At 63.7% G+C, this 24,581-nt stretch carries 21 protein-coding genes and 2 pseudogenes; 13 read left to right on the top strand and 10 right to left on the bottom strand.

Going from position 1 to position 24,581, the window contains the following annotated elements; all coding sequences use genetic code 11:
* The first annotated feature begins 207 nt into the window (after positions 1 to 207).
* Both P0D89_RS37315 and P0D89_RS37310 read left to right on the top strand, forming a co-directional pair.
* On the top strand, positions 208 to 687 hold the full coding sequence (locus tag P0D89_RS37315; RefSeq protein ID WP_408358733.1) for a putative pterin-binding protein: 480 nt from the start codon (positions 208 to 210) through the stop codon (positions 685 to 687).
* Positions 657 to 2,507: an ATP-binding response regulator gene (locus P0D89_RS37310; RefSeq protein WP_408358731.1), complete on the top strand. Its 1,851-nt coding sequence runs from the start codon at positions 657 to 659 to the stop codon at positions 2,505 to 2,507. Before P0D89_RS37315 ends, P0D89_RS37310 begins: the two co-directional genes overlap by 31 nt.
* A 138-nt stretch (positions 2,508 to 2,645) precedes the next feature.
* Here P0D89_RS37310 and P0D89_RS37305 read toward each other — a convergent pair whose 3' ends face one another.
* The 3 genes from P0D89_RS37305 to P0D89_RS37295 all read right to left on the bottom strand — a co-directional run bounded on the left by P0D89_RS37305 (position 2,646) and on the right by P0D89_RS37295 (position 5,446).
* Positions 2,646 to 3,500, bottom strand: a complete 855-nt coding sequence (locus P0D89_RS37305; RefSeq protein ID WP_408358729.1) for a helix-turn-helix domain-containing protein — start codon at positions 3,498 to 3,500, stop codon at positions 2,646 to 2,648.
* 348 nt (positions 3,501 to 3,848) lie between these two features.
* Positions 3,849 to 5,189 (bottom strand): type II toxin-antitoxin system HipA family toxin, encoded by a 1,341-nt coding sequence (locus P0D89_RS37300; RefSeq protein WP_408358727.1) that lies wholly within the window; start codon positions 5,187 to 5,189, stop codon positions 3,849 to 3,851.
* A gap of 2 nt (positions 5,190 to 5,191) precedes the next feature.
* Positions 5,192 to 5,446 carry a helix-turn-helix domain-containing protein gene (locus P0D89_RS37295; RefSeq protein ID WP_408358725.1) on the bottom strand — a complete coding sequence of 85 codons (255 nt, stop codon included), beginning with the start codon at positions 5,444 to 5,446 and terminating at the stop codon, positions 5,192 to 5,194.
* A gap of 268 nt (positions 5,447 to 5,714) precedes the next feature.
* On the opposite strand from P0D89_RS37295, the pseudogene P0D89_RS37290 reads away from it, so the two are divergent.
* The 5 genes and pseudogenes from P0D89_RS37290 (at position 5,715) to zwf (ending at position 11,212) form a co-directional block, all read left to right on the top strand.
* Positions 5,715 to 7,055 (top strand): annotated as a pseudogene (locus P0D89_RS37290) (NAD(P)/FAD-dependent oxidoreductase).
* Between the two features lie 37 nt (positions 7,056 to 7,092).
* Positions 7,093 to 7,725 (top strand): cysteine peptidase family C39 domain-containing protein, encoded by a 633-nt coding sequence (locus P0D89_RS37285; protein WP_408358911.1) that lies wholly within the window; start codon positions 7,093 to 7,095, stop codon positions 7,723 to 7,725.
* A 165-nt stretch (positions 7,726 to 7,890) separates the two neighbouring features.
* Positions 7,891 to 8,142 carry a hypothetical protein gene (locus P0D89_RS37280; RefSeq protein ID WP_408358909.1) on the top strand — a complete coding sequence of 84 codons (252 nt, stop codon included), beginning with the start codon at positions 7,891 to 7,893 and terminating at the stop codon, positions 8,140 to 8,142.
* Between the two features lie 416 nt (positions 8,143 to 8,558).
* Positions 8,559 to 9,488: a bifunctional Delta(1)-pyrroline-2-carboxylate/Delta(1)-piperideine-2-carboxylate reductase gene (gene lhpI, locus P0D89_RS37275; RefSeq protein WP_408358724.1), complete on the top strand. Its 930-nt coding sequence runs from the start codon at positions 8,559 to 8,561 to the stop codon at positions 9,486 to 9,488.
* A 242-nt stretch (positions 9,489 to 9,730) separates the two neighbouring features.
* A complete protein-coding gene (gene zwf, locus P0D89_RS37270) occupies positions 9,731 to 11,212 on the top strand; it encodes a glucose-6-phosphate dehydrogenase (protein WP_408358722.1) in 1,482 nt (493 codons plus the stop codon).
* Positions 11,213 to 11,297: 85 nt separating this feature from the next.
* Here zwf and P0D89_RS37265 read toward each other — a convergent pair whose 3' ends face one another.
* On the bottom strand, positions 11,298 to 12,206 hold the full coding sequence (locus P0D89_RS37265; protein ID WP_408378021.1) for a LysR family transcriptional regulator: 909 nt from the start codon (positions 12,204 to 12,206) through the stop codon (positions 11,298 to 11,300).
* Between the two features lie 131 nt (positions 12,207 to 12,337).
* On the opposite strand from P0D89_RS37265, the gene P0D89_RS37260 reads away from it, so the two are divergent.
* Together P0D89_RS37260 and P0D89_RS37255 are read left to right on the top strand one after the other, a co-directional pair.
* The gene (locus P0D89_RS37260) at positions 12,338 to 13,396 is read left to right on the top strand and encodes an SDR family oxidoreductase (RefSeq protein WP_408358718.1); all 1,059 of its coding nucleotides are present in this window, start codon (positions 12,338 to 12,340) and stop codon (positions 13,394 to 13,396) included.
* A gap of 97 nt (positions 13,397 to 13,493) precedes the next feature.
* Positions 13,494 to 14,636 (top strand): nucleoside hydrolase, encoded by a 1,143-nt coding sequence (locus P0D89_RS37255; RefSeq protein ID WP_408358716.1) that lies wholly within the window; start codon positions 13,494 to 13,496, stop codon positions 14,634 to 14,636.
* A gap of 38 nt (positions 14,637 to 14,674) precedes the next feature.
* Here the strand turns inward: P0D89_RS37255 and P0D89_RS37250 are convergent, their stop codons facing one another.
* A complete protein-coding gene (locus tag P0D89_RS37250) occupies positions 14,675 to 15,631 on the bottom strand; it encodes a LysR family transcriptional regulator (protein WP_408358714.1) in 957 nt (318 codons plus the stop codon).
* Positions 15,632 to 16,393: 762 nt separating this feature from the next.
* On the bottom strand, positions 16,394 to 17,446 hold the full coding sequence (locus P0D89_RS37245) for an NAD(P)-dependent alcohol dehydrogenase (RefSeq protein ID WP_408363545.1): 1,053 nt from the start codon (positions 17,444 to 17,446) through the stop codon (positions 16,394 to 16,396).
* A 330-nt stretch (positions 17,447 to 17,776) separates the two neighbouring features.
* Here P0D89_RS37245 and P0D89_RS37240 point away from each other — a divergent pair, with 330 nt between their 5' ends.
* Complete coding sequence (locus P0D89_RS37240) at positions 17,777 to 18,745, top strand: AraC family transcriptional regulator (protein ID WP_408363543.1); 969 nt, start codon at positions 17,777 to 17,779, stop codon at positions 18,743 to 18,745.
* Positions 18,746 to 18,779: 34 nt separating this feature from the next.
* Here P0D89_RS37240 and P0D89_RS37235 read toward each other — a convergent pair whose 3' ends face one another.
* The 3 genes from P0D89_RS37235 to P0D89_RS37225 form a co-directional block, all read right to left on the bottom strand.
* Positions 18,780 to 19,553 (bottom strand): molybdopterin-dependent oxidoreductase, encoded by a 774-nt coding sequence (locus P0D89_RS37235; RefSeq protein ID WP_408363541.1) that lies wholly within the window; start codon positions 19,551 to 19,553, stop codon positions 18,780 to 18,782.
* Positions 19,550 to 20,182 (bottom strand): cytochrome b/b6 domain-containing protein, encoded by a 633-nt coding sequence (locus P0D89_RS37230; protein ID WP_408363539.1) that lies wholly within the window; start codon positions 20,180 to 20,182, stop codon positions 19,550 to 19,552. The genes P0D89_RS37235 and P0D89_RS37230 overlap by 4 nt, the downstream gene beginning before the upstream one ends.
* A gap of 96 nt (positions 20,183 to 20,278) precedes the next feature.
* On the bottom strand, positions 20,279 to 20,908 hold the full coding sequence (locus P0D89_RS37225) for a hypothetical protein (protein WP_408363537.1): 630 nt from the start codon (positions 20,906 to 20,908) through the stop codon (positions 20,279 to 20,281).
* 219 nt (positions 20,909 to 21,127) lie between these two features.
* Between P0D89_RS37225 and P0D89_RS37220 the strand changes: the two genes are divergently transcribed.
* The 3 genes from P0D89_RS37220 (at position 21,128) to P0D89_RS37210 (ending at position 23,636) form a co-directional block, all read left to right on the top strand.
* A complete protein-coding gene (locus P0D89_RS37220; protein ID WP_408363535.1) occupies positions 21,128 to 21,799 on the top strand; it encodes a heavy metal response regulator transcription factor in 672 nt (223 codons plus the stop codon).
* On the top strand, positions 21,796 to 23,223 hold the full coding sequence (locus tag P0D89_RS37215) for a heavy metal sensor histidine kinase (protein WP_408363533.1): 1,428 nt from the start codon (positions 21,796 to 21,798) through the stop codon (positions 23,221 to 23,223). Before P0D89_RS37220 ends, P0D89_RS37215 begins: the two co-directional genes overlap by 4 nt.
* 110 nt (positions 23,224 to 23,333) lie before the next feature.
* Positions 23,334 to 23,636, top strand: coding sequence for a putative quinol monooxygenase (locus tag P0D89_RS37210; RefSeq protein WP_408363531.1), 303 nt, complete (start codon positions 23,334 to 23,336; stop codon positions 23,634 to 23,636).
* Between the two features lie 104 nt (positions 23,637 to 23,740).
* On the opposite strand, the pseudogene P0D89_RS37205 reads toward P0D89_RS37210, so the two are convergent.
* A pseudogene (locus P0D89_RS37205) lies at positions 23,741 to 24,581 on the bottom strand (GGDEF domain-containing protein); the annotation flags it as partial.

The following is a 24,581-nucleotide window of genomic DNA, read 5'->3' as shown; positions in this document are numbered from 1 at the left end:
GGGGTGACGCGCATCACCGTCGGGCATGGCGCTTACGCCGACCTCGCGGGCAACGAATCGATACAGGAGCGGTGACGGACTGCCTCGGCGCAGCGCCGGACCCCGCCAGCAAAAGACTACAGATAAGACAACCGATAAAAACAGGTGACCACGGTGATTGCATTGCGGCATGACAGAAACAGCGCATCCAGGCGCGCACGCGGGGCGATGAGCGTGATCCTCGCACTGGCCGCATGGGGTGCGCAGGCCCAGCCAGCGGCTTCGACGCTGGAACTCGACGTCGAGGGCAAGATCGGCAAGACCAACGATGCCGCACATCATTCCTATCACTTCACCGAGGCTCAACTGCTCGCGCTGCCGGTCCATTCGATCACGACCGCGACCACGTGGACGCCGCGCTCCACCTTCACAGGACCGCTGCTCGCGGATATTCTGAAGACCGTCGGCGCCTATGGCACCGAGGTCGAGTTCCGTACGCTCGACGACTACACCTACACCGTGCCGGTGTCGGACTGCGACCGCTACGGCGTGGTCGTCGCGTACAGCATGAACGGCCAGCGTCTGAAGATCAGCGATTTCGGGCCGCTGTTCCTTATCTACCCGCGTGACGCGTACCCCGGTGAACTGACGGGCGCGTTGGGCGATTCAAAATTCGTATGGCAGATCAAGGCCCTCATCGTCAAATAGCGCGCCGTCCGTGGCGCCACGTCTTCTACGTGCTGATCTGGCTGACCGCGCTCGCGGCGCCGGCCGGCGCGATTGGCTATCTGCTGTACGCGAACCTGCTCAACCCACGCGCCACCGAGCAGTTGACCGGCACCTACGACGGCTTCTACTGGGACGCCGCGCAGTTGCAGATCGCCTACGCGCGGTTCGAGAATCAGTTGCTGCTGTATCAGTCGGGCGTCGACGGCGACTATCAGCGGCTGATGCTGCGCTACCAGTTGCTGCAATCGAAGCTGCACGTGATGGCCGGCTCGACGGACCGGCTGAGCACGCAACTCGCGTTGCTGCAACGGCAACTGGACGAAATCCACTCGCTCGATCATCTGCTGGCCGACATCCGACCCGCGGTCGATGCATTGCCGCAGGACCACGCTCGCGCGAATCAGATCGTCGGGCAGATGCGCGAGCACTGGAACGAGATCAACGATCTGGCGCTGAGCCGCCGCTTTGCCGATGTCGCCGACCGCGAGGCGATGAACCGTGACTTCATCAACAAGCGGCGCATGCTGTTTGCGGGCGGCCTGCTGCTGCTGTTGCTGTCGGCGGCGGCGACGCTGCTGCTGGTGCTCAACGGCCGGCGCCGCACGCGTCTGATGCATCAGCAGCACGCGGCGCTCGCCGCCGAACACCAGGCGAGCCTGGCCGCGCGCGAGGCGAGTCTCGCCAAGGACGCGTTCCTCGGCATGATCAGCCATGAGCTGCGCACGCCGCTGCATGCGATCGTGTCGTCGATCGAATTGCTGGGCTTCAACTACCACTCCGAGGCCGACCGCAAGGTGATCCAGCGGCTCGAAACCGCGGCGCGGCATCTGGAAGCGCAGATGAAAGACCTCACCGACTACGCGCGTCTGGGCGCCGGCAAGCTCGAGTTGCGCTATGAGCATTTCGAGCCGCGCGAGCTGCTCGCGTCGATCGTCGACGAACACGCGATGTCGGCCGCCGCGCGCGGTCTGAAGCTCGAAAGCGACGCGAGCGGCATGAGCGGTCTGGTCGATTCCGATCCGCACCGGATTCGGCAGATCGTCAACAACCTGGTCACCAACGCGATCCGCTACACCGAGACCGGTACGGTGCGGGTGCAATTGCGGCAGCAGCCGGCGGTGCTGCTTTTCGTCGTCAGCGACACCGGGCCGGGCGTGCCGCCGGCGCAGATTCCGCTGATCTTCCAGGAGTTCACGCAACTGGACGCGTCGCGCACGCGCCGCTTCGAAGGCGCGGGGATGGGGCTCGCCATCGTCCAGGGGCTGGTGAAACTGTTCGGCGGGGCGGTCGACGTGGCGAGCACGCTGGGCGCGGGCACCACTTTCACCGTGACGATCCCGGTCACGCCGGTCGCAGCCGCGCGGCCGGCCGGCGTGGCGGCGCAAGCCGAGCCCGGCGGCGCGCGGCCGTGCGTGCTGATCATCGACGACAACCGGCTGATTCGCGAATCACTCTGCGAAATGGTCGTGCACATGGGTTTCGACGCGCACGCCGTCGCCACCGCCGACGCCGCGCTCGCGTGGCTCGACACGCGCCGCTGCGACGTGGTGCTGCTCGACCTGCATATGCCGGAGCGTGACGGCTATACGTTTCTCGCGGATTTCGTGCGCCGCGGCGGGCCGTCGTCGGGCGTGCCGGTGATCGTGGTCAGCGCTTATGCGCCAGAAGCGGGTGCGGCGGAGGATAGCGGGGAAACGCACGGCTCGCGGCCGTTCTTCGACGCGTTGTTAAAGCCGGTACATTACGAGGATTTGCGCAACGCGTTGCAGCGGGCTCTGGCTTCGCGGCATCCGGTGTGACACGCGGCGCGAGCGGTGCGGCTGGGGCGTTTTGTGCGTGTGAAGCGCGGAGTGCGGGAGTGAAAGTGGGTATCAACCCGGGCACGCACCTTCAGTCGCGTTGCGGCGCGGCTTCGACCGACGCTGTTGTGACCAGCGTTACGGCCGGTTCAGCCGCTTGGACAGATCGGCGACAAGGATCGCCATGCGCGCGGGCTTTTCATAGCACGCGACGTCGTAATTGCGGATCACCTGGCTGATCTCCGATTCGCTGGCCTTGCCGGTCAGCAATTCGCCGGTCAGCACGAAAATCGGTGCGTCCGGATTCTCCGACGCGCGCACCGCCTGAATCGCGGCCGCCGAAGTCTGCGCGCCGAACAACCAATCGATCACGACGCCGTCGAAAACCTGGGTTTGCAGTTGTTCCGCGAAAGCCGTGAGGCCATAGATCGCCACCGCCGCGAAACCGCTGCGCTCCAGATAGTCGCGCAGGTTGTCGGCGCTCGCCTGATCGTCGTCGACCACGGCGATGGTCGGCTTGTCGGTCTCGGCGCGGCGCGGATAAATCTCGATCTTGTGGACCTCGTACGCGCTCTGGTAGAGCGTGCCGTCGTGACGCGCCACGCGCCACTGGCCGAGCTTCGAATACGCGACGAATTCCGGGCGGCTGCCCGGTTCGAGCGCGGCGCCGATCCAGGCGGTGCACGCCAGTTCGACCGCGCCGATGCAGAACACGGCTTCCTGGGCGATCGCGCCGACCATGCCCGGATCGAGCGACTGCGCGCCGAACAGCTGGGCGGCGGGTTCACCGAACACCTCGGCGACTTTCTTGATCTGTGACAACGTCCACGGACTGTTGCCGCGCAGCTTGCGGTGCCCCTGTGAAAAACTCAGATCGAGGATGCGGCAAAGCTCGGTGGTTTGCTGGCGCTTGCCGATTCCGTGCCGGCTCATCAACTCGCGCACGCGCTCGGCAACTGCGATTGAGTCAGGTGAGTTTGTTTCGTTGGCCATACTGCGTGAGAATCCACCGTCTTAAAGTGTGCTGGGGGAGTGCGATACGGCACGCGCAGCGCGACCATGCATCGTCGATGCATGTCGACCGGCTTTGCTGGGGGACCACAAACGTACCGCAAAAATGATCGCGATTTGTATTTTTGTAGGACCACCGCTGGGGCGATGAGTGCAAGAGAACAACCGACATTCCACCGATTTTTATCTGTTTGGCATAAAAAGTATTTTACCGGTGAAACGGTGAATATCTGTAAGGAAATGCGTTCGGCGGGTGCGGTTGCTGGATGTCCGGCGCGGCACGTGGCGCTGGATCGCCCGCGCGCAACCCGCGCCGCCGCCTGCATGAGGCTACGCCGCCGGCATTTTTTCGAGCCTGGCCGCCGAGCTTTTCAGTCCTTTGAAAATCCGTTCGGCGACCTTGCCCGGAAAGCGCTCGGGCAATTCCGCCGAGACCCGCGTGATCACGTCTGGCGTTTCATCGATCAGCCGCTGGATCAACGGCTCGGCGTGCCCGCCATACGAGCATTTCAGCGCCATCGTGTTGAAGTGGCGCCGCTGCACGTCGCGAAACGCATCGTGCTTGCTGCGTGACCACATGCCCATTGCGAGTCTGGCCTTGAACCATGACCACTGATTGGGGCCGTTGCCCTCCACCGGCCAGATCGACATCACGTCGTAAAGCGGCGTCAGGCGGAACTGGCCGCCCGCCAGCAGGCGGATGCTGAAGTTCTTCGCGTGGCCGTCCGGCGCCGCCAGCATCCAGAACAGGATCTGGCTTGCCAGCAGCGTTTCGATGTCCTGCCGCGCCGCGACCGATTGCTGGAGAATCCGCGCCAGGTCGAGCACGCCGGGGCCGCCTTCGTTTTCGTATTTGCGATGCGACGGCACGCCGTACACCTGGCAGAAGTCTTCCTGCGGCAGGCGCAACAGCCATTGCCCGCTCGAATGCATTTGCCGGTCGAAGCGCTCCACACTCAACACGCGCTGCTTGCCGAACGTGACGATCTCCGAGTTCGCGACTGGCAAGCCATAGGCGCGCAGAATGCGTAGACACAGCCACTCGTTTTCGACCGACGTGCTGAGATCGGCGAGCTTGTTGCCAACAAGACCGAGCGGCAGCTTGAAAATATGCGTGGTGGGCGTGGCGCCATGCGGCCGCTGCCATTTGCCGTCGTGCCACAGCAGCGCGGTTTTCTCCTGCGCGCCGGCGAGCGAGATGCGGAAGTCGTCGCTTTCGTCGGGCGCGCCGAGCGCCGGACTGCTGACCGTGCGCGCCAGCAGGGCTTCGATCTCGTCGTCTGAAAGCGGCGTCCCCTCGATGCGGTTGACGCCGGTCGGCGCGTCGTCTTCCGCGAGCAACTGGACGGCGCCCACGCAATCGCGGCCGATGGCTTGCAGCAGGTCGAACGCGTCGAGCGTTTCGGTCTGGTAGCGCTGGGCGATGCGCTTTCTGATCGCTTCGCTGTCGGGCAGCAGGTTGTCAAAATAGTTGAGTACGCGCGGCCCTTTCTGCGCCATGTTGCCCGGCGTGAACGGCAGCGACAGCGACAGCGGCCGGCCCGCGGGCGACGCGACCCACGCGGGATCGTAGGCGAATTCCATCGGGCCGCGCACGGGCAGGCGCCAGACGCCGACGCGTTCACCGTTGGCCCACACCGAAAGCGCCCGTGAATGGGTTTGCCGGGCCATGATCACCACTCGACGCCGGGTGCCGGCTCGGGCACCGGCTCGCTCCTGTCGCGCAATTGCAGTTGCAGGCCGTAGATGCCGCACAGCGCCAGCAGCTGGGTGAGCGTGAGGGGCTCGGCATCGGTTTCCAGTGCGGAAATGCGGCTCTGGCTGACGCCGATGCGCGCGGCGGCCTCGGCCTGCGTAAGGCCGGCTTGCCGCCGGCTGGCGGCGAGCAGCTGGGCCATCTGATCTGGTGTGGCGATGAGGTGGAGCATGGCGGATTATCTGTGAGACGAATAAATGCAATTTATGCGTCTCACGAATATTTGTCAAATATTCGTCTCGCGAATATTTTGTGAATATCTGCTAGACGAATATTTTGCAAATATCTGTGTGGCGCATAAATGTCGTTCACGCGCCGGCATTCGATGTACCGCCCGCACCACCCCGGTCCCTCCCGGTCCGCTGCGCCCGCTGCGGCGGCATTGCGGACAACGCGGGTGCCTGCGAAGATTATGCCCACACTTAAAACCGATCCGCCCGATGACCACGACTTACCCGCTGCACGCAAGCTTCACCTCCGCCGATCAACCATTCCCGAGTCGAGCCGACGTGGTGATCGCGGGCGCCGGCATCATGGGCTGCGCGGCCGCCTATTATCTGGCGCGCCGCGGCCTGTCGGTGGTGGTGCTCGACAAATCGCGGATCGCCGGGCAGCAGTCGTCGCGGGCGTGGGGTTTCGTGCGCCAGCAGGGCCGCGAAGCCGCCGAAGTGCCGCTGATGATGGCCAGCATCCCGCTATGGAAAGAACTCGAAAGCGAGTTGAATTTCGATCTGGAATGGCGTCAGGGCGGCTGCCTCTACGTAGCGTCCGATGAAGAGGACTGGACTTCGTTCCAGCAATGGATGGACGTTGCGCGCCAGTACGGGCTCGACACGCGCACGCTCGATCGCAAGCAGATCGACACGGTCGTGACCGGCATGCAAGGCCCGGCGCTCGGCGGCCTCTATACCCCAAGCGACGGCCAGGCCGAGCCACGCCGGGTGGCGGCCGCTTTCGCGGCGCGGGCAGCCGAAGCCGGCGCGCTGTTTTTCGAAGGCTGCGGCGTGCTCGGCGTGGAACGGGCGGGCGGCGCGATTGCCGGCGTAGTCACCGAGCGCGGCACGCTGCGCACCTCGCGCTTCATTTGCGTGGCGGGCGCCAGCAGTTGGCGGCTGCTCGACACGCTCGGGCTCGAACTGCCGCAGCAGGCGGTGCGCGGCACCTGCATGCGCACCAACCCGCTGCCGCGCATCACCGCGTCCACCTTCTGGGGCCACGGCCTCGGGGTGCGCCAGCGCGCGAACGGCGCCATCAATCTGGCCGACGACATGCAGGTCGACGTCGACATGACGCTCGGCCATTTCCGCGCGCTCAAGTAGTTTTTGCCCGAGTTGTGGAAGCAGCGCGAGAAGTTCAGCTTCCATCTGAATGGAGCGTGTCTGCGCGATCTGCGCGAGCGCCTGCCGGGCGTCGTGCCGGCCGGCGAGCGCGTGTTGCATCCGCGTGATCCGCATCCGCGGCCCAACGTGGGTCACGCGCCGCGCGCACTGAAAAAACTGCGCGCGCTGTTCCCCGCCTTGAAAGACGCTCAGGTGGTCGAATCGTGGGCCGGCCTGATCGACGTGCTGCCGGACGGCATTCCAGTGATCGATGCGCCGCCACAGGTGCGCGGCCTGACGATCGCCACCGGCTTTTGCGGCCACGGTTTCGCAATGGGGCCGATCGTCGGCAAGCTGCTCGCCGAAATGAACGACGGCGGCGAGGCGTCGCTCGATCTGTCGGCGTTCCGTTTGCAGCGCTTCTTCGGCGGCACGATGCAACGGCCGCGCAGCATGCTGTGAACATGTCCCTCATCCTGACGCACGTCCAATGAACTCAATGCACGAACCGACAGTCCGCCACGCCGACGTTCCGTATTACACGCAATGGGGCAGCCCCGAATGGGTTCGGCACATCGTCGAACGGCAAGGCGACCCGTGCGACGATCCGCACTGGCAGCGCAGCGGCTTCGTCGACCCGCAGCGCTACCGTTTCTGGGCCAAACGCCTGTGCGGCCTGACCTGCCTCGAATCCGCGCTCGACTACTGGCGCATCGGGCACGCGCCGCGCGACGCGCTGCTCGACGAAGCACTGCGGCATGGCGTGTACCGGATGCGCGAGGACGGCGGCGTCGACGGCCTGATCTACCGGCCGTTTGCCGACTGGGTGGGCGGCACGTTTGGAGTGCGGGTCGTGGTGCTGCCGAAGGCGCCGCTCGAAGAGATCGCCGCGCGGCTCGCCGCCGATACGCTGGCGATCGTCTCGGTGAGTCCGGAGATCCGCTATCCCGACCGGCCGAATCAGCGCCAGGGCGGCCATCTGATTCTGCTGCACGGACGCGATCGCAACGGCGTATGGTTTCATAATCCATCGGGCATCGCGCCGCATCAGGCCGACGTGTACCTGCCGTTCGTCACGATGGCTCGCTTCTATGCGGGGCGCGGGATGGTGCTGCGCCGGATTGTCCGTTAGGCGCGGCGCGTGCGGGGTAGCCGGTGCGGCGTCCGGCGAGTTGTCGGGCAACGATCGGGCAGAGTCGGGCAACGTGTTACCCGCCAGATCGGCGCGCCTCGCACAGTGATCGGGCCCGTTTTCTGCTTCAGTGTGTTCGTCGTCTTTTGCGAAATCGGAACCGACATGAAACGAACCTACTGCCTGCTTGCTGCCAGCCTTTTCACTCTTGGCGCCGCCGCCTCGTCGAACGCCGCAAGCCGAGATGACCAGGCCAAAGCCTGTCGCGGCGACGCGATGCATTTCTGCGCAGCCGATATTCCCAACGAAGACAAGATCACCGCCTGCATGAAGCAGCACATCGACGAACTGAGCCCCGCCTGTCGCGCGATGTTCAAAGGCGGCAAGAAAGGCGATGATAAGCCCGCGTCGCAGTGACGGATGGGGTGAGGAGTTTGCGCATTGACGCAAGCGCGGCGCGCAGGTGTTGTGCGTGGCTCGAATCGCGGGTTGATCGGGGCTGTGATGCGTGGCTTGGCTTGCGGGCTTGATCGCAGCGTGAGCGCCGCGCGTTCTCGCGCTCGCTGAGCTTCGTCCCGACCGGCCGCGAGGTGCCCCCGACCGGCCGCGCTCCCTCAGCCGCGAGTCCAATCGGGCACTCAATCGTAAAACCGCGGGCATTTTCGGTGTGACTGGTCATCGTCGCCGTGGTCGGTTACGGTGATGCAGTGTCTGCGATGAGTCGCGCGCGACTCATCCACACTTCAGCCCGCGCGCACGCGGCCCACCGACCGGGTGTCCGCAATGCGCCGAATCCGAACCCACCCCGCACCAGGATTGGAACGACCCCGCTCATGACCCGCCCGACCATGCAGATTTTCGACGCCGCCGCGACCGCGCGGCTGATTCCGTATGCGACCCTCGTGGACGCGCTGAAGCGCGCGTGCATCGACTATGCCGAGCAGCGCATCGTGAGTCCCGAACGGCTCGTCGTGCCGCTCAACGCGGGCGGCATCATGCTGTCGATGCCGGCCACCGCGGCGGACCTCGCGATCCACAAGCTCGTCAACGTGTGCGCGAGCAACCGCGCGCGCAATCTGCCGACGATCCACGGCCAGGTCATGGCCTTCGACGTCGATACTGGCGAGACGCTGTTCGTCCTCGACGGGCCGACCGTGACGGGCCGCCGTACCGCGGCGATGTCGATGCTGGGCGTCGCGACTTTCGCCGCGAGCGCGCCGCGCGAATTTCTGCTGATCGGCACGGGCACGCAGGCGCTCAACCATCTGCAGGCGATCGGCGAACTGTTCCCCGACGCGCGCGTGCGGGTGAAGGGCAGTTCGCCCGCGCGGGCCGAGGCGTTTTGCGCCGCGCATCGCGGCAGCGCGCATGACCTGCAACCGGTCGCGGGCGCGACGATTCCCGACTCGACCGATGTAGTGATCGCGCTGACCACCAGCAAACAGCCCGTCTACGACGAAGCGGCGCGTGCCGGGCGGCTTGTCATCGGAGTAGGCGCCTTCACGCCGGCGATGGCCGAGATCGGCGCGCGCACCCTCGGCGCCAGCTCGCTTTTCGTCGACGACCCGGCCGGCGCGAAGCACGAGGCTGGCGACTTTATCCAGGCCGGCGTGGATTGGGCGAAGGTGGGCGGGATTGCCGGGGTGTTGGAAACCGCGGCGCTGTTACCGACGGCGACGCCGGTGGTGTTCAAAACTGTCGGCTGCGCGGCGTGGGATCTGGCGGCGTGCCGGGTGGCGCGCGCGGCGTTGTCGGCGGGCTGAAGACACTAGGGGAGGGCAGCGCTGTGCGAATGGCGCAAAACCTCCATAAAAACAGCCCCTTGCCACCGCCTGTTGGCATCTTGCGCCAACCTGGGGCAGATGTTGCCGTGCAAACTATCTCAAAACGTTGCACCATAGGCATTTGCCGGAAAAAGGCCGGTCCGCCGGCGCGGGGCATGTCGCCCACGCTTTTTCTGTCCCCTTGACCGATGCCTCCTCCATCACGACGCTGCGACCGCGCTATGACGACCCAACACGCTTCAGCCACACCCGACCTGCCGCTCGACATGATCATCTTCGGCGGCACCGGCGACCTGTCGTTCCGCAAGCTGCTGCCCGCGCTGTACATGGCGCATCTGCACTGCAATCTGCCGCCCGAGACCCGTATTCTCACGATCGGCCGCAAGCCCTGGTCGCGTGACGAGTACATCGCCGAATTCATGGAGCAGAAGGCCAAGCCCTTCATCGAAAAGAAAGCGTTCGACGCGGTCGCATGGGACAAATTTCTCGCGCTGTTCGAATACGTGCGCATGGATGTCGATACGGCCGACGACTACCAGCGTCTGAAGAGCGTATCGCGCGAGGGCGTGCGCCGCGTGTTCTATCTCGCGACCTCGCCGGATCTGTTCACGCACATCTGCGATCACCTGGCATCGGCGGGGCTCGTCGACGCCAATTCGCGCGTCGTGCTCGAAAAGCCGCTGGGCCACGATCTGGCCTCCGCCCAGGAGATCAACACGGCAGTCGGCAAGCACTTCAGCGAAGCGCAGATCTACCGGATCGACCACTACCTCGGCAAGGAAACCGTGCAGAACCTGATGGTGCTGCGCTTCGGCAATCCGATTTTCGGCCCGCTGTGGCAGGCGCCGTATATCCAACGCGTGCAGATCACGGTCGCGGAAACGGTCGGCGTGGGCAGTCGCGCGGGCTTCTATGACAAGACCGGCGCGCTGCGCGACATGGTGCAGAACCACTTGCTGCAATTGCTGTGCATCGTCGCGATGGAGCCGCCGGTGTCGCTCGATCCGGACGCGGTCCGAGACGAAAAGCTCAAGGTGCTGCGCTCACTGCGTCCCATGACGCCCGAGGACATCACTCGCGACACCGTGCGCGGCCAGTACACCGCGGGCGCCGTGGACGGCGAGGCGGTGCCGGGCTACCTCGAAGAAGACAATGTGCCGGCGGGCAGCCGCGCCGAAACGTTCGTCGCGCTGCGCGCGCATATCAACAACTGGCGCTGGGCCAACGTGCCGTTTTACCTGCGCACCGGCAAGCGGATGCAGAAGAAGGTGTCGGAGATCGTCATCGAGTTCTCCGAACTGCCGTTCTCGATCTTTCCGAACGGCGGGCGCAACTATGGCAACCGTCTGGTGATCCAGCTGCAGCCGGAAGAATCGATCCAGTTGCAGATGCTCGCGAAGGAGCCGGGCAGCGGCATGCACATGCTGCCGGTGAATCTGAATCTGGATTTGCAGCAGGCCTTCACCGAGCGCCGCGCGGAAGCGTACGAGCGTTTGCTGATCGATGTGATCCGCGGGCGTCTCACGCACTTCATGCGCCGCGACGAACTGGAAGCCGCATGGGCGTGGGCCGAGCCGATTCTGGCAGGCTGGTCCAAATCGGGCGAGCGGCCGCGCGGGTACACGTCGGGCACCTTCGGGCCGGCGGCATCGACCGCGTTGATGGCCCGCGAGAATGCCGTATGGGCCGAAGAGTCGCAATAACGAGTCGCAAGCCGCGCTTCTTACGGCGATGACTGATGCCGCAACGGGCTTCGCCCTGTTGCGGCGCAGTCGTTAGCGATGCGTATCAATCGACACGCATGCGCTCCGCCAGAAAATCCAGCAATGCGCGCACGCGTGCGGGGAGATGACCGCCCTGGCCGAGATAGAGCGCGTTGACCGGTTCCGTGTCGCCGGGATTGAACGCGTCGAGCAGCACGACGAGGCGTCCGGCGGCTACATCGTCACGCACCTGAAACTCGGCGAGCCGTGCGAGTCCCACGCCGGCCAGCGCCAGTTGGCGCAGCGTCTCGCCGTCGCCCGCGAGCGCGTTCCCCGCCACGGGCACCTCGATCCTCGTGTGTTGCGCATCGAGTAGCGGCCAACCGTTGAGCGTTCTCGCGAAGCCGAAGCCGAGCCGGTTGTGCGCGTCCAGGTCCGCAGGAGTCCGTGGTGTGCCGCGGCGCGCGAGATAAGCTGGCGCGCCCACGATCACCATGCTGGCGTCGCCCAGCTTGCGTGCCACTAGTTGCGAGTCCTTTAGTGAGCCGCTGCGAATCGCGACATCGGTACGCTGCTCCAGCAAGTCCACGACCTGATCGGTCAGCACGATATCTAGCGTGATGTCGGGATGCGCGTCGAGAAACGCGGGTGCGAGCGGCAGCAGATAGTGCCGGCCGAGCGGCACGTTCGCATGCACGCGCAAACGGCCGCGCGGCGTGGCGCCGATGGCCGCACCGCGCTCGGTTTCGTCGAGTTCGGCAAGCACGCGCACGCCGCGCTCATAGAACACGCAGCCCTCGGGAGTGAGTTGCAGATTGCGGGTGGAGCGGTTGAGAAGACGGGCGCCCAGGCGGGCTTCGAGGCGCGCTACCAGTTTGCTGACCGCCGACGGCGTCATCCCCAGCGCGCGCGCCGCCGCCGAAAAACCGCCTAGTTCGACGGCGCGCACGAACACTTCGAGTTCGCCGGAACGGTTCACGTCCAAACGTGCCATCGTGAGTTCAATTCACAGGTGATGTGCCAGCGGGCAGTCTACCGAAAGCGCGGTTGTGCCGATATCTTTGGGTTACCGAACGGCATGGACGACATGCGCGGTCGTAACGAATCAACGATCGGAGTTCCGCAATGAACGCAGCGAAGAAGGTGGCTTTGGTGGTGGGCGCGCAGGGGGTGATCGGGCGCAGTCTGGTCGAGCATCTTGCCACGCGCGACGATTGGGACGTGATCGGCCTCGCGCGACGCGGCGGCGCGGACCGGCAACGGGTGCGATACATCGCGGCCGATCTGCTCGACCCGGCCGACGCACGGGCAAAACTGCGTGGTCTCGATCACGTCACGCGTGTGTTCTACGCGGCTTACCAGGACCGCCCGAGCTGGGCTGAGCTGGTGCCGCCTAACCTGGCCATGCTCGTCAACACGCTCGATGCGATCGAACCAGTAGCGCCTGATTTGCAGCACGTGAGCCTGATGCAGGGCTTCAAGGTCTACGGCGGTCATCTTGGTCCGTTCAAAACACCGGCGCGCGAGGACGACGCGCACTTCATGCCGCCGGAGTTCATGTTCGATCAGCAGCGCTTTCTCGAAACGCGCCAGGCGGGCCAGCACTGGAGCTGGTCGGCGCTTCGCCCGGCAGTGGTGGGTGGATTCGCGCTCGGCAATCCGATGAATCTGGCGCTGGCAATTGCCGTGTATGCATCGATGTCGAAAGAACTCGGCTTGCCGTTGCGCTTTCCGGGCAAACCGGGCGCGTACGACAAGCTGTTGGAAATGACCGATGCCGGACTGCTCGCACGCGCGACGGTGTGGGCCGCGACCGAGCCGCGCGCCGCGAATCAGGCGTTCAACATCGGCAATGGCGACCTGTTCCGCTGGAACGACATGTGGCCGAAGATCGCCCGTTATTTCGAGCTCGAAGTGGCGCCGCCCCTGCCCATGTCGCTGGAGACGATCATGGCCGACAAGGCGCCGTTGTGGAATGCGATGACGCAGAAGCACGGCTTGCAGCCGGTTGCATATCAGGACGTCTCGTCATGGCGGTTTGCCGATTTCGTTTTCTCGTGGAATTACGACATGTTCGGTGACGGTTCGAAGGCGCGGCGCTTTGGGTTTCACGAATTCATCGATACTGGGACGATGTTTGTCGGCATCTTCGATAATCTCCGCCGCCGCAAGCTGATTCCATGAATGACCCATCAGGCATGACGATTTGATTTCAACAGGTTTTTGTCTATGATGACCTTCCTTACTCGCGTGGCACGGCGAGATAAAAACGGAGACATCAATGAGGCGAGTTCTCGTGGCATTGAAGTGCATGACAATCGTCGCGGCCGTTCTGGCCATTCCGGCATGCGGCGGAGATAACCTCACCGCTGCCAACCCACCCAAAGTGATTATCGACAGCGACTACAACACGCTGAGCGACGACGGCCAACTCGGCGTGATGGCCGCGCAATTGCAGGCACAAGGCTCGCTGAAAGTACTGGGTATTACGGTGGTGTCCGGCAATCAATGGTTGAAGCAGGGCGTGTCTGACGCGTTGAAATCGGTCGAGCGTCTCGGCGTCGAAAAACAGATCGGCGTGTATGCGGGCGCCAATTACGCGTTGTCCCACGACTTCACGACGATTCAGGCCGAGCTGAAGCAATTCCCCGGCGGCGACGGTTATCTCGGCGCTTGGAGCACCCCCGAGCCGACCTCGGACAGCGACCTCGTCGCGCCGCCGGACGGCTTCGCGACGCACACCAAAGTGCAGAGCAGGAGCGCGGTCGATTTCATCGTCGATTCAGTGAAGCAGTATCCGGGCGAAGTGACGATTCTCGCCATCGGGCCGCTGACCAACATTGCACTCGCCACTCGCCAGCATCCGGAGATCGTGCCGCTCATCAAACAGATCATCTACATGGGCGGTGCAATCGACGTGCCGGGCAACACCACGCCGACCGCGGAATTCAATTGGTGGTTCGATCCGGAAGCGGCAAAGGCCGTGCTGCATCTGCCGATCAAACAGGTGGTGATTCCGCTCGACGTGACGGACACCGTGCAGATGGATAAGACGCTTTACGACCGGGTCGCGCACGACCCCACGAAGCAGACCATCATCACGCAACTGTTCAAGACGTTGAACGGCTATGGTTTTGACGGCAAGAACGGCTTCGAGACGAACCCGAACTATACGACGAACATCTGGGACACGCTGACGCTCGCGTATCTGATGCATCCTTCGTTCGCGACGCAGACCGTGGACGAGTGGGTGGACGTGGATATGAGCTTCGGCGCCCATGACGGCCAGGCAACCGGTTATACGAGTTCGCCGCCGGCGGGTTTGCAGAAGATGACGATCGTCAAACGCTTCGACAATCCCAGCTTTTTCAATTTCTACGTGGATCTGTTGACTCGGCCGGTGCCGGTCACGCTACCGAACTGACGCGACGCAGCGCGTTGCGCGCCTGCATACAACCGGCCTCAGGCCGGATGCAGGCCGCGCAACAATTGACGCACACGCGAGAGATCCTGATCGACCTGCTCCGTTTTTTCGAACAACTCCGCCAGCCAGTCGACGAAGGCGCGCACTCGCGGCGACACGCGGCGGTTCTTGACGTAGGCGACCGAAACCGGCATCGGCACGGGCTTCCATTGCGGCAGTACTTCGAGCAGCAGCCCTGAATCGAGGTAGGGCTGCGCGGCGATCCGCGCGGGCTGAATCAGTCCGAGGCCTTGCAGTCCGCAGGTGAGATACGCCTGCTCGTCGCTGACCTTGACGAAGCCTTCGACCTTGACGTTTTGCGCTTCGCCGTCCACTTCGAAATCGAAGTCCACTTCGCGGCCGTTATGCGGCGACATGCAATTGACCGCGACGTGTCCGCGCAGATCGTCGAGCGCGACGGGCGTGCCGTAGCGAGACAGATAGGCCGGGCTTGCGCAGGTCACGTGTTCGATCGTGCCGAGTTGCCGCGCGACCAGATTCGAATCGGGCAATTCGCCGAGCTGGATGCTGCAGTCGATTGCTTCGGAGATCAGATCGACTGTGCGGTTGCTCACGCCGATCGCCAGATCGAGGTTCGGGTAACGGGCGTGAAAGTCGTCGAGTGCAGGCAGGACGATGCCGCTTGCCACGGCGCCCGGCATTTCGATGCGCAGACGACCGGTCAGGTTGTCGGTTGCGTAACGAATGCTGGCTTCCATTTCGTCGATGTCGGCGAGAATTTGTGCGCAGCGTTCGTAGTAGGCCGCGCCTTCGGGCGTGACGCTCAGACGCCGCGTGGTGCGGGCGAGGAGCGGCGTACCGAGCAGGGCTTCCAGATTCTGCACGATGGTGGTCGCCGTCGCGCGCGGGATGTTTAGCGACTCCGCTGCGCGGGTGAAGCTGTTGGTGTCCACGATTCGGATGAATGTGCGCATTGCAGTTATTCTGTCAATCACGGTGCAAACTCCAGTCGAGGTAGGGTTTTGGGTTTTGGTTTTTGCCTGCGTGGTGCTTTGGGTGTGTTCTTGTGGTGTTGGCTTTTCCTTGAATTCGCGGTGGTCTATTAGCGTTGCCCCTGTGCGGGGCGGCACTTACTTTCTTTGCATGCCGCAAAGAAAGTAAGCAAAGAAAGCGGCTTCAAACCGCTAACACTTAAGCGGGTCCCCTGGCTTGGAGGGGGCAGTGGCGCATCTGGAATCTGTGTCATTGCGCATTCAGCGTCAGTGACAAGGCAGTCATACCTCCGGCGGCGCTACGCACGCCGACGCGGTACTTCATAAAATCATTGGTCTTATTCGGGGCCTCGCCGAGGCGAAGCCGATGCCCGCTGTACAACGAATCATCAACGGGTTTCCGTTGCATGCCCGGCCGCGACGCACGCAGTGCGGAGTGGGAGGGATGACGGCTTTGTCACTAACGCGGAATGTGCGAGCGCACAGATTCCAGATGCACCACTACCCCCTCCAAGCCAGGGGACCCGCTTATGAGTTAGCGGTTTGAGCCCGCTTTCTTTGCTTACTTTCTTTGCAGCAGCAAAGAAAGTAAGTGCCGCCCCGCACAGGGGCAACGCTAATAGACCACCGTGAACTCAAGGAAAGGCCAACACCTCAAGAGCACAACCAAAAAACGCAACGCGAGTACAGCAAACAAAAAATCCCAACAGAAGCCCGCGCCGCAGGCGCAAAAAAACCAATCCGCTGCGCGGGCAAAAAAACCACTTACTTCCGCAAGGAATCCAGATCAATCACAAACCGATACTTAACATCACTCTTCAGCATCCGCTCATAAGCCTCATTAATCCCTTGCATCGGAATCACTTCAATATCGGAAGTAATCCCGTGCTCACCGCAGAAATCCAGCATTTCCTGCGTCTCCGCAATCCCGCCAATCAGCGACCCGGCCAGACGCCGGCGCTTCATAATCAGATTGAACACCTGTGGCGACGGATGATCGTGCTCCGGCGCGCCGACCAGCGTCATCGTCCCATCGCGCGTGAGCAGATTCAGAAACGGATTCAGGTCATGTGGCGCGGCCACGGTGTTCACAATGAGATCGAAGCTGTTCAGATGGGCTTCCATCTCTTCTGGATTCTTCGAAATCACCACCTCGTGCGCGCCAAGCCGCTTCGCATCCTCGATCTTCGACGGGGACGTGGTGAACAGCACCACATGCGCGCCCATCGCGCGCGCGAGCTTCACACCCATGTGACCGAGTCCGCCGAGGCCGACAATTCCGACCTTCTTGCCAGGACCCGCGCCCCACGTGCGCAGCGGCGAATACGTGGTGATGCCCGCGCACAAGAGCGGCGCGACACCGGCCGGGTCGAGATTGTCCGGCACGCGCAGCGTGAACGCTTCGTCCACGACGAGCTGCGTGGAATAGCCGCCGTAAGTGATCTGACCGTCAACGCGATCGACACCGTTATACGTGCCGACAAAACCGTTTTCGCAGTACTGCTCCAGACCTTCCTCGCAACTCGCGCACGTGCGGCACGAATCGACCAGACAGCCGACGCCGACCAGGTCGCCTGCCTTGTACTTCGTCACGTCCGCACCGACCGCGGTCACACGGCCGACGATCTCGTGACCCGGTACCACCGGAAACACTGTGTTCTTCCATTCATTGCGCGCCTGATGCAGATCGGAATGGCAGACGCCGCAAAACAGAACTTCCATCTGCACGTCGTTGGCGCGCAGTTCACGGCGCTGGATTTCGAACGGGGCGAGCGGCGCGGTAGCGGCGGTCGCTGCATAGGCATAAGTCGTGCTCATGGGTAGCTCCAGCAAAGAGGGTGATGGTGTAAGGCGCCCGCGATGGGCAACGCGTGTTGCCGATGCGGCGAAGCCTGGCATGAACCGGGATCATGGCGCTGGCGGTGGTTGATGCGATGTTGGCGAATTCGTCGAAGCGTTGAATGGGCAACCGGGCCAGCGCAGCGCGGAAAAAAGTCGATCCGGCAGGGTTCCCATGATAGGAGCGGGCGGCGAGTACGGGAATACCTGAATGTCTTGAAGATTTGCCTAAAACTCCTGGCGAGAAGCGCGACAGGCGGTTTGGTGCTAAATTTCAAGCATTATTCTCCTGGCCGTCACTATACCGTCATGTCGACCCGCCCCGCTGAACCCACCACGACCGATCTCGCGCAGCAGCGTGTGATCGAATTGTTCGATGTACTCGCTCCCGCTCCAGGCATCACGCGTTCGAGTCTGGAAGGCGTCAACCTGATGCGCGCAAATCGTCCGATGCCGCGCATGCCGGTGATGTACGAGCCGAGCATCGTGATTGTCTGCCAGGGCCGCAAGCGCGGCTTTCTCGGCGATCAGGTGTTCCAGTACGACGCGCAGCAGTACCTCGTGCTGTCGGTGCCGCTGCCGTTCGAATGCGAGACCGAGGCGAGTTCGGAGAAGCCGTTCCTCGCGATCTCCGTGCGTGTCGACCTGACCATGGTCGCCGAATTGCTGATGGCGCTGAACGAAACGCAGGGTGCCGCGCAGAAGGAGCCGGTCGGCATCTACTCGACGCCGCTCGACCCGGCGCTGTGCAACGCGGTGCAGCGTCTGATGGACGCGTTGGCTTCGCCGCTCGACGCGCGCATTCTCGCGCCCGGCGTGGTGCGCGAGATCTGTTATCGCGTGCTGACGGGCGAGCAGGGCGATGCGATTCGCGCGGCGCTCACGCATCAGAATCATTTCGGCCGGATTGCGAAAGCGTTGCGCCGCATTCATGCCGACTACCACGGCGAACTCGACGTCGATACGCTTGCCGCAGAAGCGGGTATGAGCCTCGCAGTGTTTCATGCGCAGTTCAAGGCCGTCACGGCGACTTCGCCGATGCAATACGTGAAAACCACGCGCTTGCATCACGCGCGTTTGCTGATGGTGCAGGACGGTTTGAATGCGGGCGCGGCGGCGGCGCGCGTCGGTTACGAGAGCGCGTCGCAATTCAGCCGCGAGTTCAAGCGTTTGTTCGGCCTCAGTCCGGTCGACGAAGTCAAACGCATGCGCTCCGTCTACGACGCGCCGCCGCCGCGCGTGCAGAAGCCGGTGGCGCGTTACGTGACTGCCGTTTAGGCGTGTCGAACGCAAGACGGCGGCTTGCGAACCGCTATAAGCCGCTGAACCAGTTGTATCCCTGATCTTCCCAATAGCCGCCGGGATTCGTATTGGTGACGAAGATCGCGGCGATATGTTTGGGGTTCTTGAAGCCGAGTTTGGTCGGCACGCGCAGCTTGAGCGGATAGCCATACTTCGCGGGCAGTGGCGCGTTGCCGAAATCGAGCGTCAACTGCGTTTGCGGATGCAGCGCCGTCGCCATATCGAGGCTCGAGTAATAGCGGTCCGCGCATTTGAAGCCGACATAGCGCGCAGTCAGATCGGCGCCGATGCGTTCGAGGAACGTGCGAAACGGCACGCCGCGCCATTGGCCGATCGCACTCCATCCTTCGATGCAGATGTGGCGCGTGATCTGCGATGCTTGCGGCAACGCGCGCAGCTGGTCGAGGTTCCAACTGCGCTTGTCCGATACGAGCCCCGACACTTCCAATTGATACGTCGAGCCGTCGATATCCGGCGCGTCGAATTCCGGATAGAACGCGTTGAACGGAAACGGGTCGGTGATTTCGCGGGCCGAATAGGTCGGCGCGAGCCGGTTGCGGTCGAACAGCCAGCCCTGCACGCGATCGTTCCAGCGCGACATCGCCCACAGCACCTTGTCGACGGAGTCGTTGTCCTGCATGTTGCAACCGGAGAGCATCGCGAGCGCGCCGATCGAGAGCGACGAGCGCAGAAAGAGGCGCCGTTGCAGCCGCTCGATTTGCGGCTGATGATCGGCGAGTACGATCCGCGTCTTGCGTGTGGCAGCGGGTTTTGATGCGCTCATGCCTGACTCCCTTCATGCGCGGCGCGGCGGGCGCGCCCCGTGAGCATCGGCGGCAACGTGCGCGGCACCAGCAGTACCAGCGCCAGATGCACGACGACAAAGCCGACCACGCCCGCCATCGCGATGAAGTGCACGCGTCGCGCGAAATCGAAGCCGCCGAATAGCGCGGTCAGCCACCAGAATTGCACCGGCTTCCAGATGGACAGTCCCGACGCGACCAGCAGCACGCCGGCGCACAGCACGAACAGATACAGCGCGCGCTGCACCGCGTTGTATTTGCCGGTATCGTGCGGCAGGCGCAAGCGCAGCGCTAACGCCGCATCGTGCGCGATATCGCGTGGATGGACCGGCAACAGCTTGCGCCGGAAATGCCCGCTCCCGATGCCATAGGCCAGATACAGCAGCCCGTTCGCGCAGAGCAGCCACATCGCCGCGAAATGCCACGCAATCGAGCCGCCAAGCCAGCCTCCGACGGTCGCCCACGCCGGGAATCTGAACGGAAAGAAGGGCGACGCGTTGTAGATCGCCCAGCCGCTCATCACCATGCAGACCATCGCGAACGCGTTGATCCAATGCGTCACGCGGACGACGAGCGGGTGAACGAGCAGGCGCGCTTGCGGTTTGGACATGAGCGAGGAGGGCGGGGCGAACGGGAAGTGGAAGGCCGCGTTATGACGCAACGCGGCCGTTCGAATGATCGGGCAAAGACTGACTAAAGCGCCGCTTTACATCGGCGGCGTGACACCATGCTCGCCGGCCGAGATGAAGTTCGCCGCCATCGAGCCGTCCGCTTCCTTGTGCGCGAACAGCACGACCTTCGCGCCCGGCACCAGCAACGAGCGGTCGCCCGGTTCCAGACTGACGATAGGCACGTCCTGCGGAATCAGGACCTTCTTCTCGCCGTCCTTGTACTTCACGGTGATCGTGCGGCCGTTGCTGACCACGAGCGAGCCGACCGTGCCGTTGGTCATCGAGCTGTTCGCACCGAGATCCCACGGACGATGGCCTTCGCCGGAGCCGCGCATGCTGGCCGGGAACACGTGCACTTCGAGTGCCTTCAGCGTGCCGTCGGCCTGCGGGATCGCGGCGGTGCCGACGTAGCTGTCCGGCTTGATGTCGTTCACGTTGGCGAGCGTGACGCCGCGAATCGGCGTGTTGGCCGCGAGCTTCACGTCGACATCCTTGCCGTCGCGCGTGTGGACCTTCAGCAGATCGCCGGTGAGCGAGGTCACCGTGCCGCGCACGCCGGTGGGCGCGGCGTTTTGAGCATGAGCCGCAACTGTTGTCACGAGCAACGCAGCGGTGAGTGCGGGGGCGACGAGTGCGCGTAATGCCTGCGCGGAAACGATCTTCATGAATCTGCTCCGGAGTGGTGAACGATAGGGACAGATTAGCGGCCAACCGGCTCGGCAGAGTGACAGACGGATGACAAAAACGTCATGAACGGCGCGGCGGCGCCACGTAAAATGATCGCGATGGCGAGGTCCCGCGTAGCTACGCGCGCCGGACTGCGCCGCCGAATCACGGCCTCAGCCGCACTTGGGGCCGAATCCTGCGTTGGAGCACCGAGCACCATGAGCATCCTCGTCATCGAAGACGATCCGAAAACCGGCGACTACCTGAAGAAGGGCTTGCGCGAGAGCGGCTATGCAGTCGATCTCGCGCGTACCGGCACGGACGGCCTGCACATGGCGCTCGAACACGCGTACGACCTCGTGGTGCTGGACGTGATGCTGCCCGGCATCGACGGATGGGAAATCATGCGTGCGTTGCGCGCGCGGCGCGATCTGCCGGTGATTTTCCTGACCGCGCGCGATCAGGTCCGCGACCGCATTCGCGGCCTCGAACTCGGCGCGGACGATTATCTCGTCAAGCCGTTTTCGTTTACCGAACTGGTGCTGCGCATTCGCACGCTGTTGCGCCGTGGCGTGATTCGCGAGAGCGACGTGTTCGAGGTCGCCGACCTCAAGCTCGACGTGCTGCGCCGCAAGGTGACGCGCGAAGGCGTCGAGATTCCGCTGACCAACAAGGAGTTCATGCTGCTGCATCTGCTGGTGCGCCGGCAGGGCGAGGCGCTCTCGCGTTCGCAGATCGCGTCGGAAGTGTGGGACATGAACTTCGACAGCGACACCAACGTGGTCGACGTCGCGATCAAGCGGCTGCGCGCCAAGGTCGATCATCCGTTCGAAAAGAAGCTGATCCATACGGTGCGCAGCATCGGCTACACGTTCGGCGACGGCGCATGAAACTCTGGACCGAACGCTCGCTGACCGCGCGCACCACGGTGCTGTTCGCGTTGATCGCGTGCGTGGTGATCGGCACGCTCGGCGCGTACTTTTACCATTCCGCGCAAGTGTCGCTGCAACGCCGCGCCGATGTCGTGCTCGCGGGCCGCGTCGAGCATTTCAGCCGGATCGTGAGCGATCTTTATTCGGTTAGCGAGTTAAAGAAGCGGCCGCTGCTGTTCGAAACCATGCTCGGCGCGGAGCAGGACGTGTTGCTGTTTCGCCGGCCCGGCGAAGCGCCGTTCGTCGATGTGAACCCGGCGAACGTAGAAGTGCCTCCGTTGCCTGTCGGCACCGTGGACCGCCCGCCGAGTCTGGCCGACATTCATCAGACGCGGTTGCCGGACGGCGTGCCGGTGCATTGGGCGATCGCCACCGCGCGAGCGCGTGAAGACGGCAGCGAGGTCGAAGTGATCGCCGGCCACCCGATGACGCAGGAAGTGCGGATGCTGGCCGAGTACCGCAACCGCATCTTGCTGGCGACGCTGACCGGCATGCTGGCCGCCACTTTGCTCGCCGGGTACGTGCTGCGCCGGGCGTTGTTGCCGGTGCGCACGATTGCCGCGCGGGCCGCGCAGATCAGCCCGGCGAGCCTGTCCGTGCGGCTCGACAGCGACGCGGCGCCAGTCGAATTGCGGCAGCTCACACACGCATTCAACGCGATGCTCGACCGTCTCGCCGACGGCTATCAGCGGCTCTCGCAGTTTGCCGCCGATCTCGCGCATGAGATTCGCACGCCCGTCGGCGCGCTGATCGGGCAGACCCAGGTGACGCTCGCCAAACCGCGCGAACCTGACGAATATCAGCAGTTGCTCGAATCGAACCTCGAAGAGCTGAGTCGCCTGAGCCATATCGCGGAGAACATTCTGTTTCTGGCCCATGCGGATCACGCAGCGTTGTCTGTCGAGCGCGAGCCGGTCGATCTGCGTGCGGAACTCATCAGGATCGCTGACTATTTCGAAGGCCCCGCCGACGAACGCGGAATGCGCTTCGAAGTCGAAGCCGAAGGCACCGCCTCGGTCAATCCACTGCTGTGCCGCCGCGCGATCAACAACCTGGTGGTCAACGCGGTGCGCTATGGCGCGAGCGACACGGTCGTGCGTTTGCGCGGCACGCAGGACGCAGAGGGCGCGACCGTGGCGGTCGAAAACGACGGCGAGCCGATTCCCGAAGCGCAACTGAACCGGCTGTTCGACCGCTTTTATCGCGCGGACGCGGCGCGCAGCGCGTTCACCGAATCGAGCGGACTGGGGCTCGCGATCGTCAAGGCGATCATGCATCTGCATGGCGGCACGGCGCGCGTGGTGTGTCCGGCGCGAGGGGTGGTGCGCTTCGAATTGCGCTTTCCTCGTGCCGATGCGCACCACGAACTGCGCCCGCAGTGAAGCGCGGCCTATACTCGTTTGACGGCGAAGCGGCCCCGGCTGATTCGCCGCGTTTTGCGAAGGCTCGCAAAGCGTATCCACTGTCTGCGTCTCACATCGGGAGTCGTGTCATGGTCAAACTCGCTCTGTATGTTCATCTCGAAGCCAAACCCGGCAAGGAGCAGGAGGTCGAGGCTTTCCTGCTCGGCGGCCTGCCGCTCGTGGAGCAGGAGCCGGCCACCGCCGCGTGGTTTGCGCTGAAGCTGGGGCCGTCCAGCTTCGGCATTTTCGACGCGTTCGACGATGAAGCCGGGCGCGACGCGCATCTGAACGGCAAGGTCGCGGCCGCGTTGATGGCGAAGGCCGGCGAGCTGCTCGCGTCGCCGCCGAGCATCAACAAGGTGGATGTGTTGGCGGCGAAGTTGCCGGGCTGATCGAGCGGGTGAATGGGTTTGCAGTGTGCTGACAGCGCGCGGCATTGCAGCCACGCCGCGCGGGCCTGTAGCGCCTTTCAGCACTTCTCGACGTTCGGTCGCCTTCAATTTCCGCCCGCATCCGCCGCTGGCTGGTTCGCGTAGTGCGTGCGTTTTTCGTCGTACATCAACAGATCGGCGCGCTGCACGCCCGCTTCTAGCCGGTCGCCGCGCTGGCACGTCGCCGCGCCCATCGAAAAACTCAGCGGCGAACCCGGGTAAAACTGATTGTTCATCTCCACCAATTGCCGGATCGCATCGACCATCGCGGCGCCGCCGCGCTCGTCGGTGTCCGGCATCAGGATCGCGAACTCGTCGCCGCCAATGCGCGCCGCGTGAAACGGCGTTTCCATCGCCTTCGCGAGGACTTCGCCCGCGCGCCGCAGCAGCGCGTCGCCGGCGGCGTGGCCGAGCTGGTCGTTCACGCGCTTCAGGCCGTTAAAGTCGGCCATGATGATCGTCACCGGCCACGGACCCTTGCGTTCGAGCCGGTTCAGCTCATCCACATAAAACGAGCGGTTGCGCAGCTTGGTCAGCACGTCATGCTTGCCGAGGAACTCCAGGTAGGCCTCGGCCTTCTTGCGCGCCGTGATGTCGGTGTGCGCCACCAGCACCAGGTCCTAATCGCGCTCATGGCCGGGCAGCACGGAGGATTGCAGGTGCACGTGCACCTCGCCGCCGTCGAGCGGATAGTTGAGCACTTCGCGATGCTGGAACAGCTTGCCGTCCCACAGATCGATCAGCTGCTCGCGGAAATGCGAGCGCATGTCGTCGCGGAACACGTCGGGCAGATGTGCAAGCAGCGTTTTCTTGTCTTTCGCGGCGAACATGTCGAGCGTGTGCTAATTCACGTCGAGCACGTGAATCTCCTGCATGCAGCGCTCGACGAACTCGGGATGCACGTCG

It is taken from the genome of Paraburkholderia sp. RL18-085-BIA-A (genome assembly GCF_046027075.1).
Taxonomy (GTDB): domain Bacteria; phylum Pseudomonadota; class Gammaproteobacteria; order Burkholderiales; family Burkholderiaceae; genus Paraburkholderia.
Note: the sequence above shows the minus strand (reverse complement) of the source record. Positions and strands in the feature narration are given on the sequence as shown.

Bases quoted from the DNA above. Each gene is read 5' to 3' on its own strand.
- P0D89_RS37315 (WP_408358733.1), top strand. From the start codon at position 208: ATGAGCGTGATCCTCGCACTGGCCGCATGGGGTGCGCAGGCCCAGCCA.
- P0D89_RS37240 (WP_408363543.1), top strand. From the start codon at position 17,777: ATGTCGACCCGCCCCGCTGAACCCACCACGACCGATCTCGCGCAGCAG.
- P0D89_RS37225 (WP_408363537.1), bottom strand. From the start codon at position 20,908: ATGAAGATCGTTTCCGCGCAGGCATTACGCGCACTCGTCGCCCCCGCA.
- P0D89_RS37310 (WP_408358731.1), top strand. From the start codon at position 657: ATGGCAGATCAAGGCCCTCATCGTCAAATAGCGCGCCGTCCGTGGCGC.
- P0D89_RS37210 (WP_408363531.1), top strand. From the start codon at position 23,334: ATGGTCAAACTCGCTCTGTATGTTCATCTCGAAGCCAAACCCGGCAAG.
- lhpI (WP_408358724.1), top strand. From the start codon at position 8,559: ATGACCCGCCCGACCATGCAGATTTTCGACGCCGCCGCGACCGCGCGG.
- P0D89_RS37295 (WP_408358725.1), bottom strand. From the start codon at position 5,446: ATGCTCCACCTCATCGCCACACCAGATCAGATGGCCCAGCTGCTCGCC.
- P0D89_RS37220 (WP_408363535.1), top strand. From the start codon at position 21,128: ATGAGCATCCTCGTCATCGAAGACGATCCGAAAACCGGCGACTACCTG.
- P0D89_RS37285 (WP_408358911.1), top strand. From the start codon at position 7,093: ATGCACGAACCGACAGTCCGCCACGCCGACGTTCCGTATTACACGCAA.
- P0D89_RS37280 (WP_408358909.1), top strand. From the start codon at position 7,891: ATGAAACGAACCTACTGCCTGCTTGCTGCCAGCCTTTTCACTCTTGGC.
- P0D89_RS37215 (WP_408363533.1), top strand. From the start codon at position 21,796: ATGAAACTCTGGACCGAACGCTCGCTGACCGCGCGCACCACGGTGCTG.
- P0D89_RS37230 (WP_408363539.1), bottom strand. From the start codon at position 20,182: ATGTCCAAACCGCAAGCGCGCCTGCTCGTTCACCCGCTCGTCGTCCGC.
- P0D89_RS37245 (WP_408363545.1), bottom strand. From the start codon at position 17,446: ATGAGCACGACTTATGCCTATGCAGCGACCGCCGCTACCGCGCCGCTC.
- P0D89_RS37265 (WP_408378021.1), bottom strand. From the start codon at position 12,206: ATGGCACGTTTGGACGTGAACCGTTCCGGCGAACTCGAAGTGTTCGTG.
- zwf (WP_408358722.1), top strand. From the start codon at position 9,731: ATGACGACCCAACACGCTTCAGCCACACCCGACCTGCCGCTCGACATG.
- P0D89_RS37255 (WP_408358716.1), top strand. From the start codon at position 13,494: ATGAGGCGAGTTCTCGTGGCATTGAAGTGCATGACAATCGTCGCGGCC.
- P0D89_RS37235 (WP_408363541.1), bottom strand. From the start codon at position 19,553: ATGAGCGCATCAAAACCCGCTGCCACACGCAAGACGCGGATCGTACTC.
- P0D89_RS37300 (WP_408358727.1), bottom strand. From the start codon at position 5,189: ATGGCCCGGCAAACCCATTCACGGGCGCTTTCGGTGTGGGCCAACGGT.
- P0D89_RS37260 (WP_408358718.1), top strand. From the start codon at position 12,338: ATGAACGCAGCGAAGAAGGTGGCTTTGGTGGTGGGCGCGCAGGGGGTG.
- P0D89_RS37305 (WP_408358729.1), bottom strand. From the start codon at position 3,500: ATGGCCAACGAAACAAACTCACCTGACTCAATCGCAGTTGCCGAGCGC.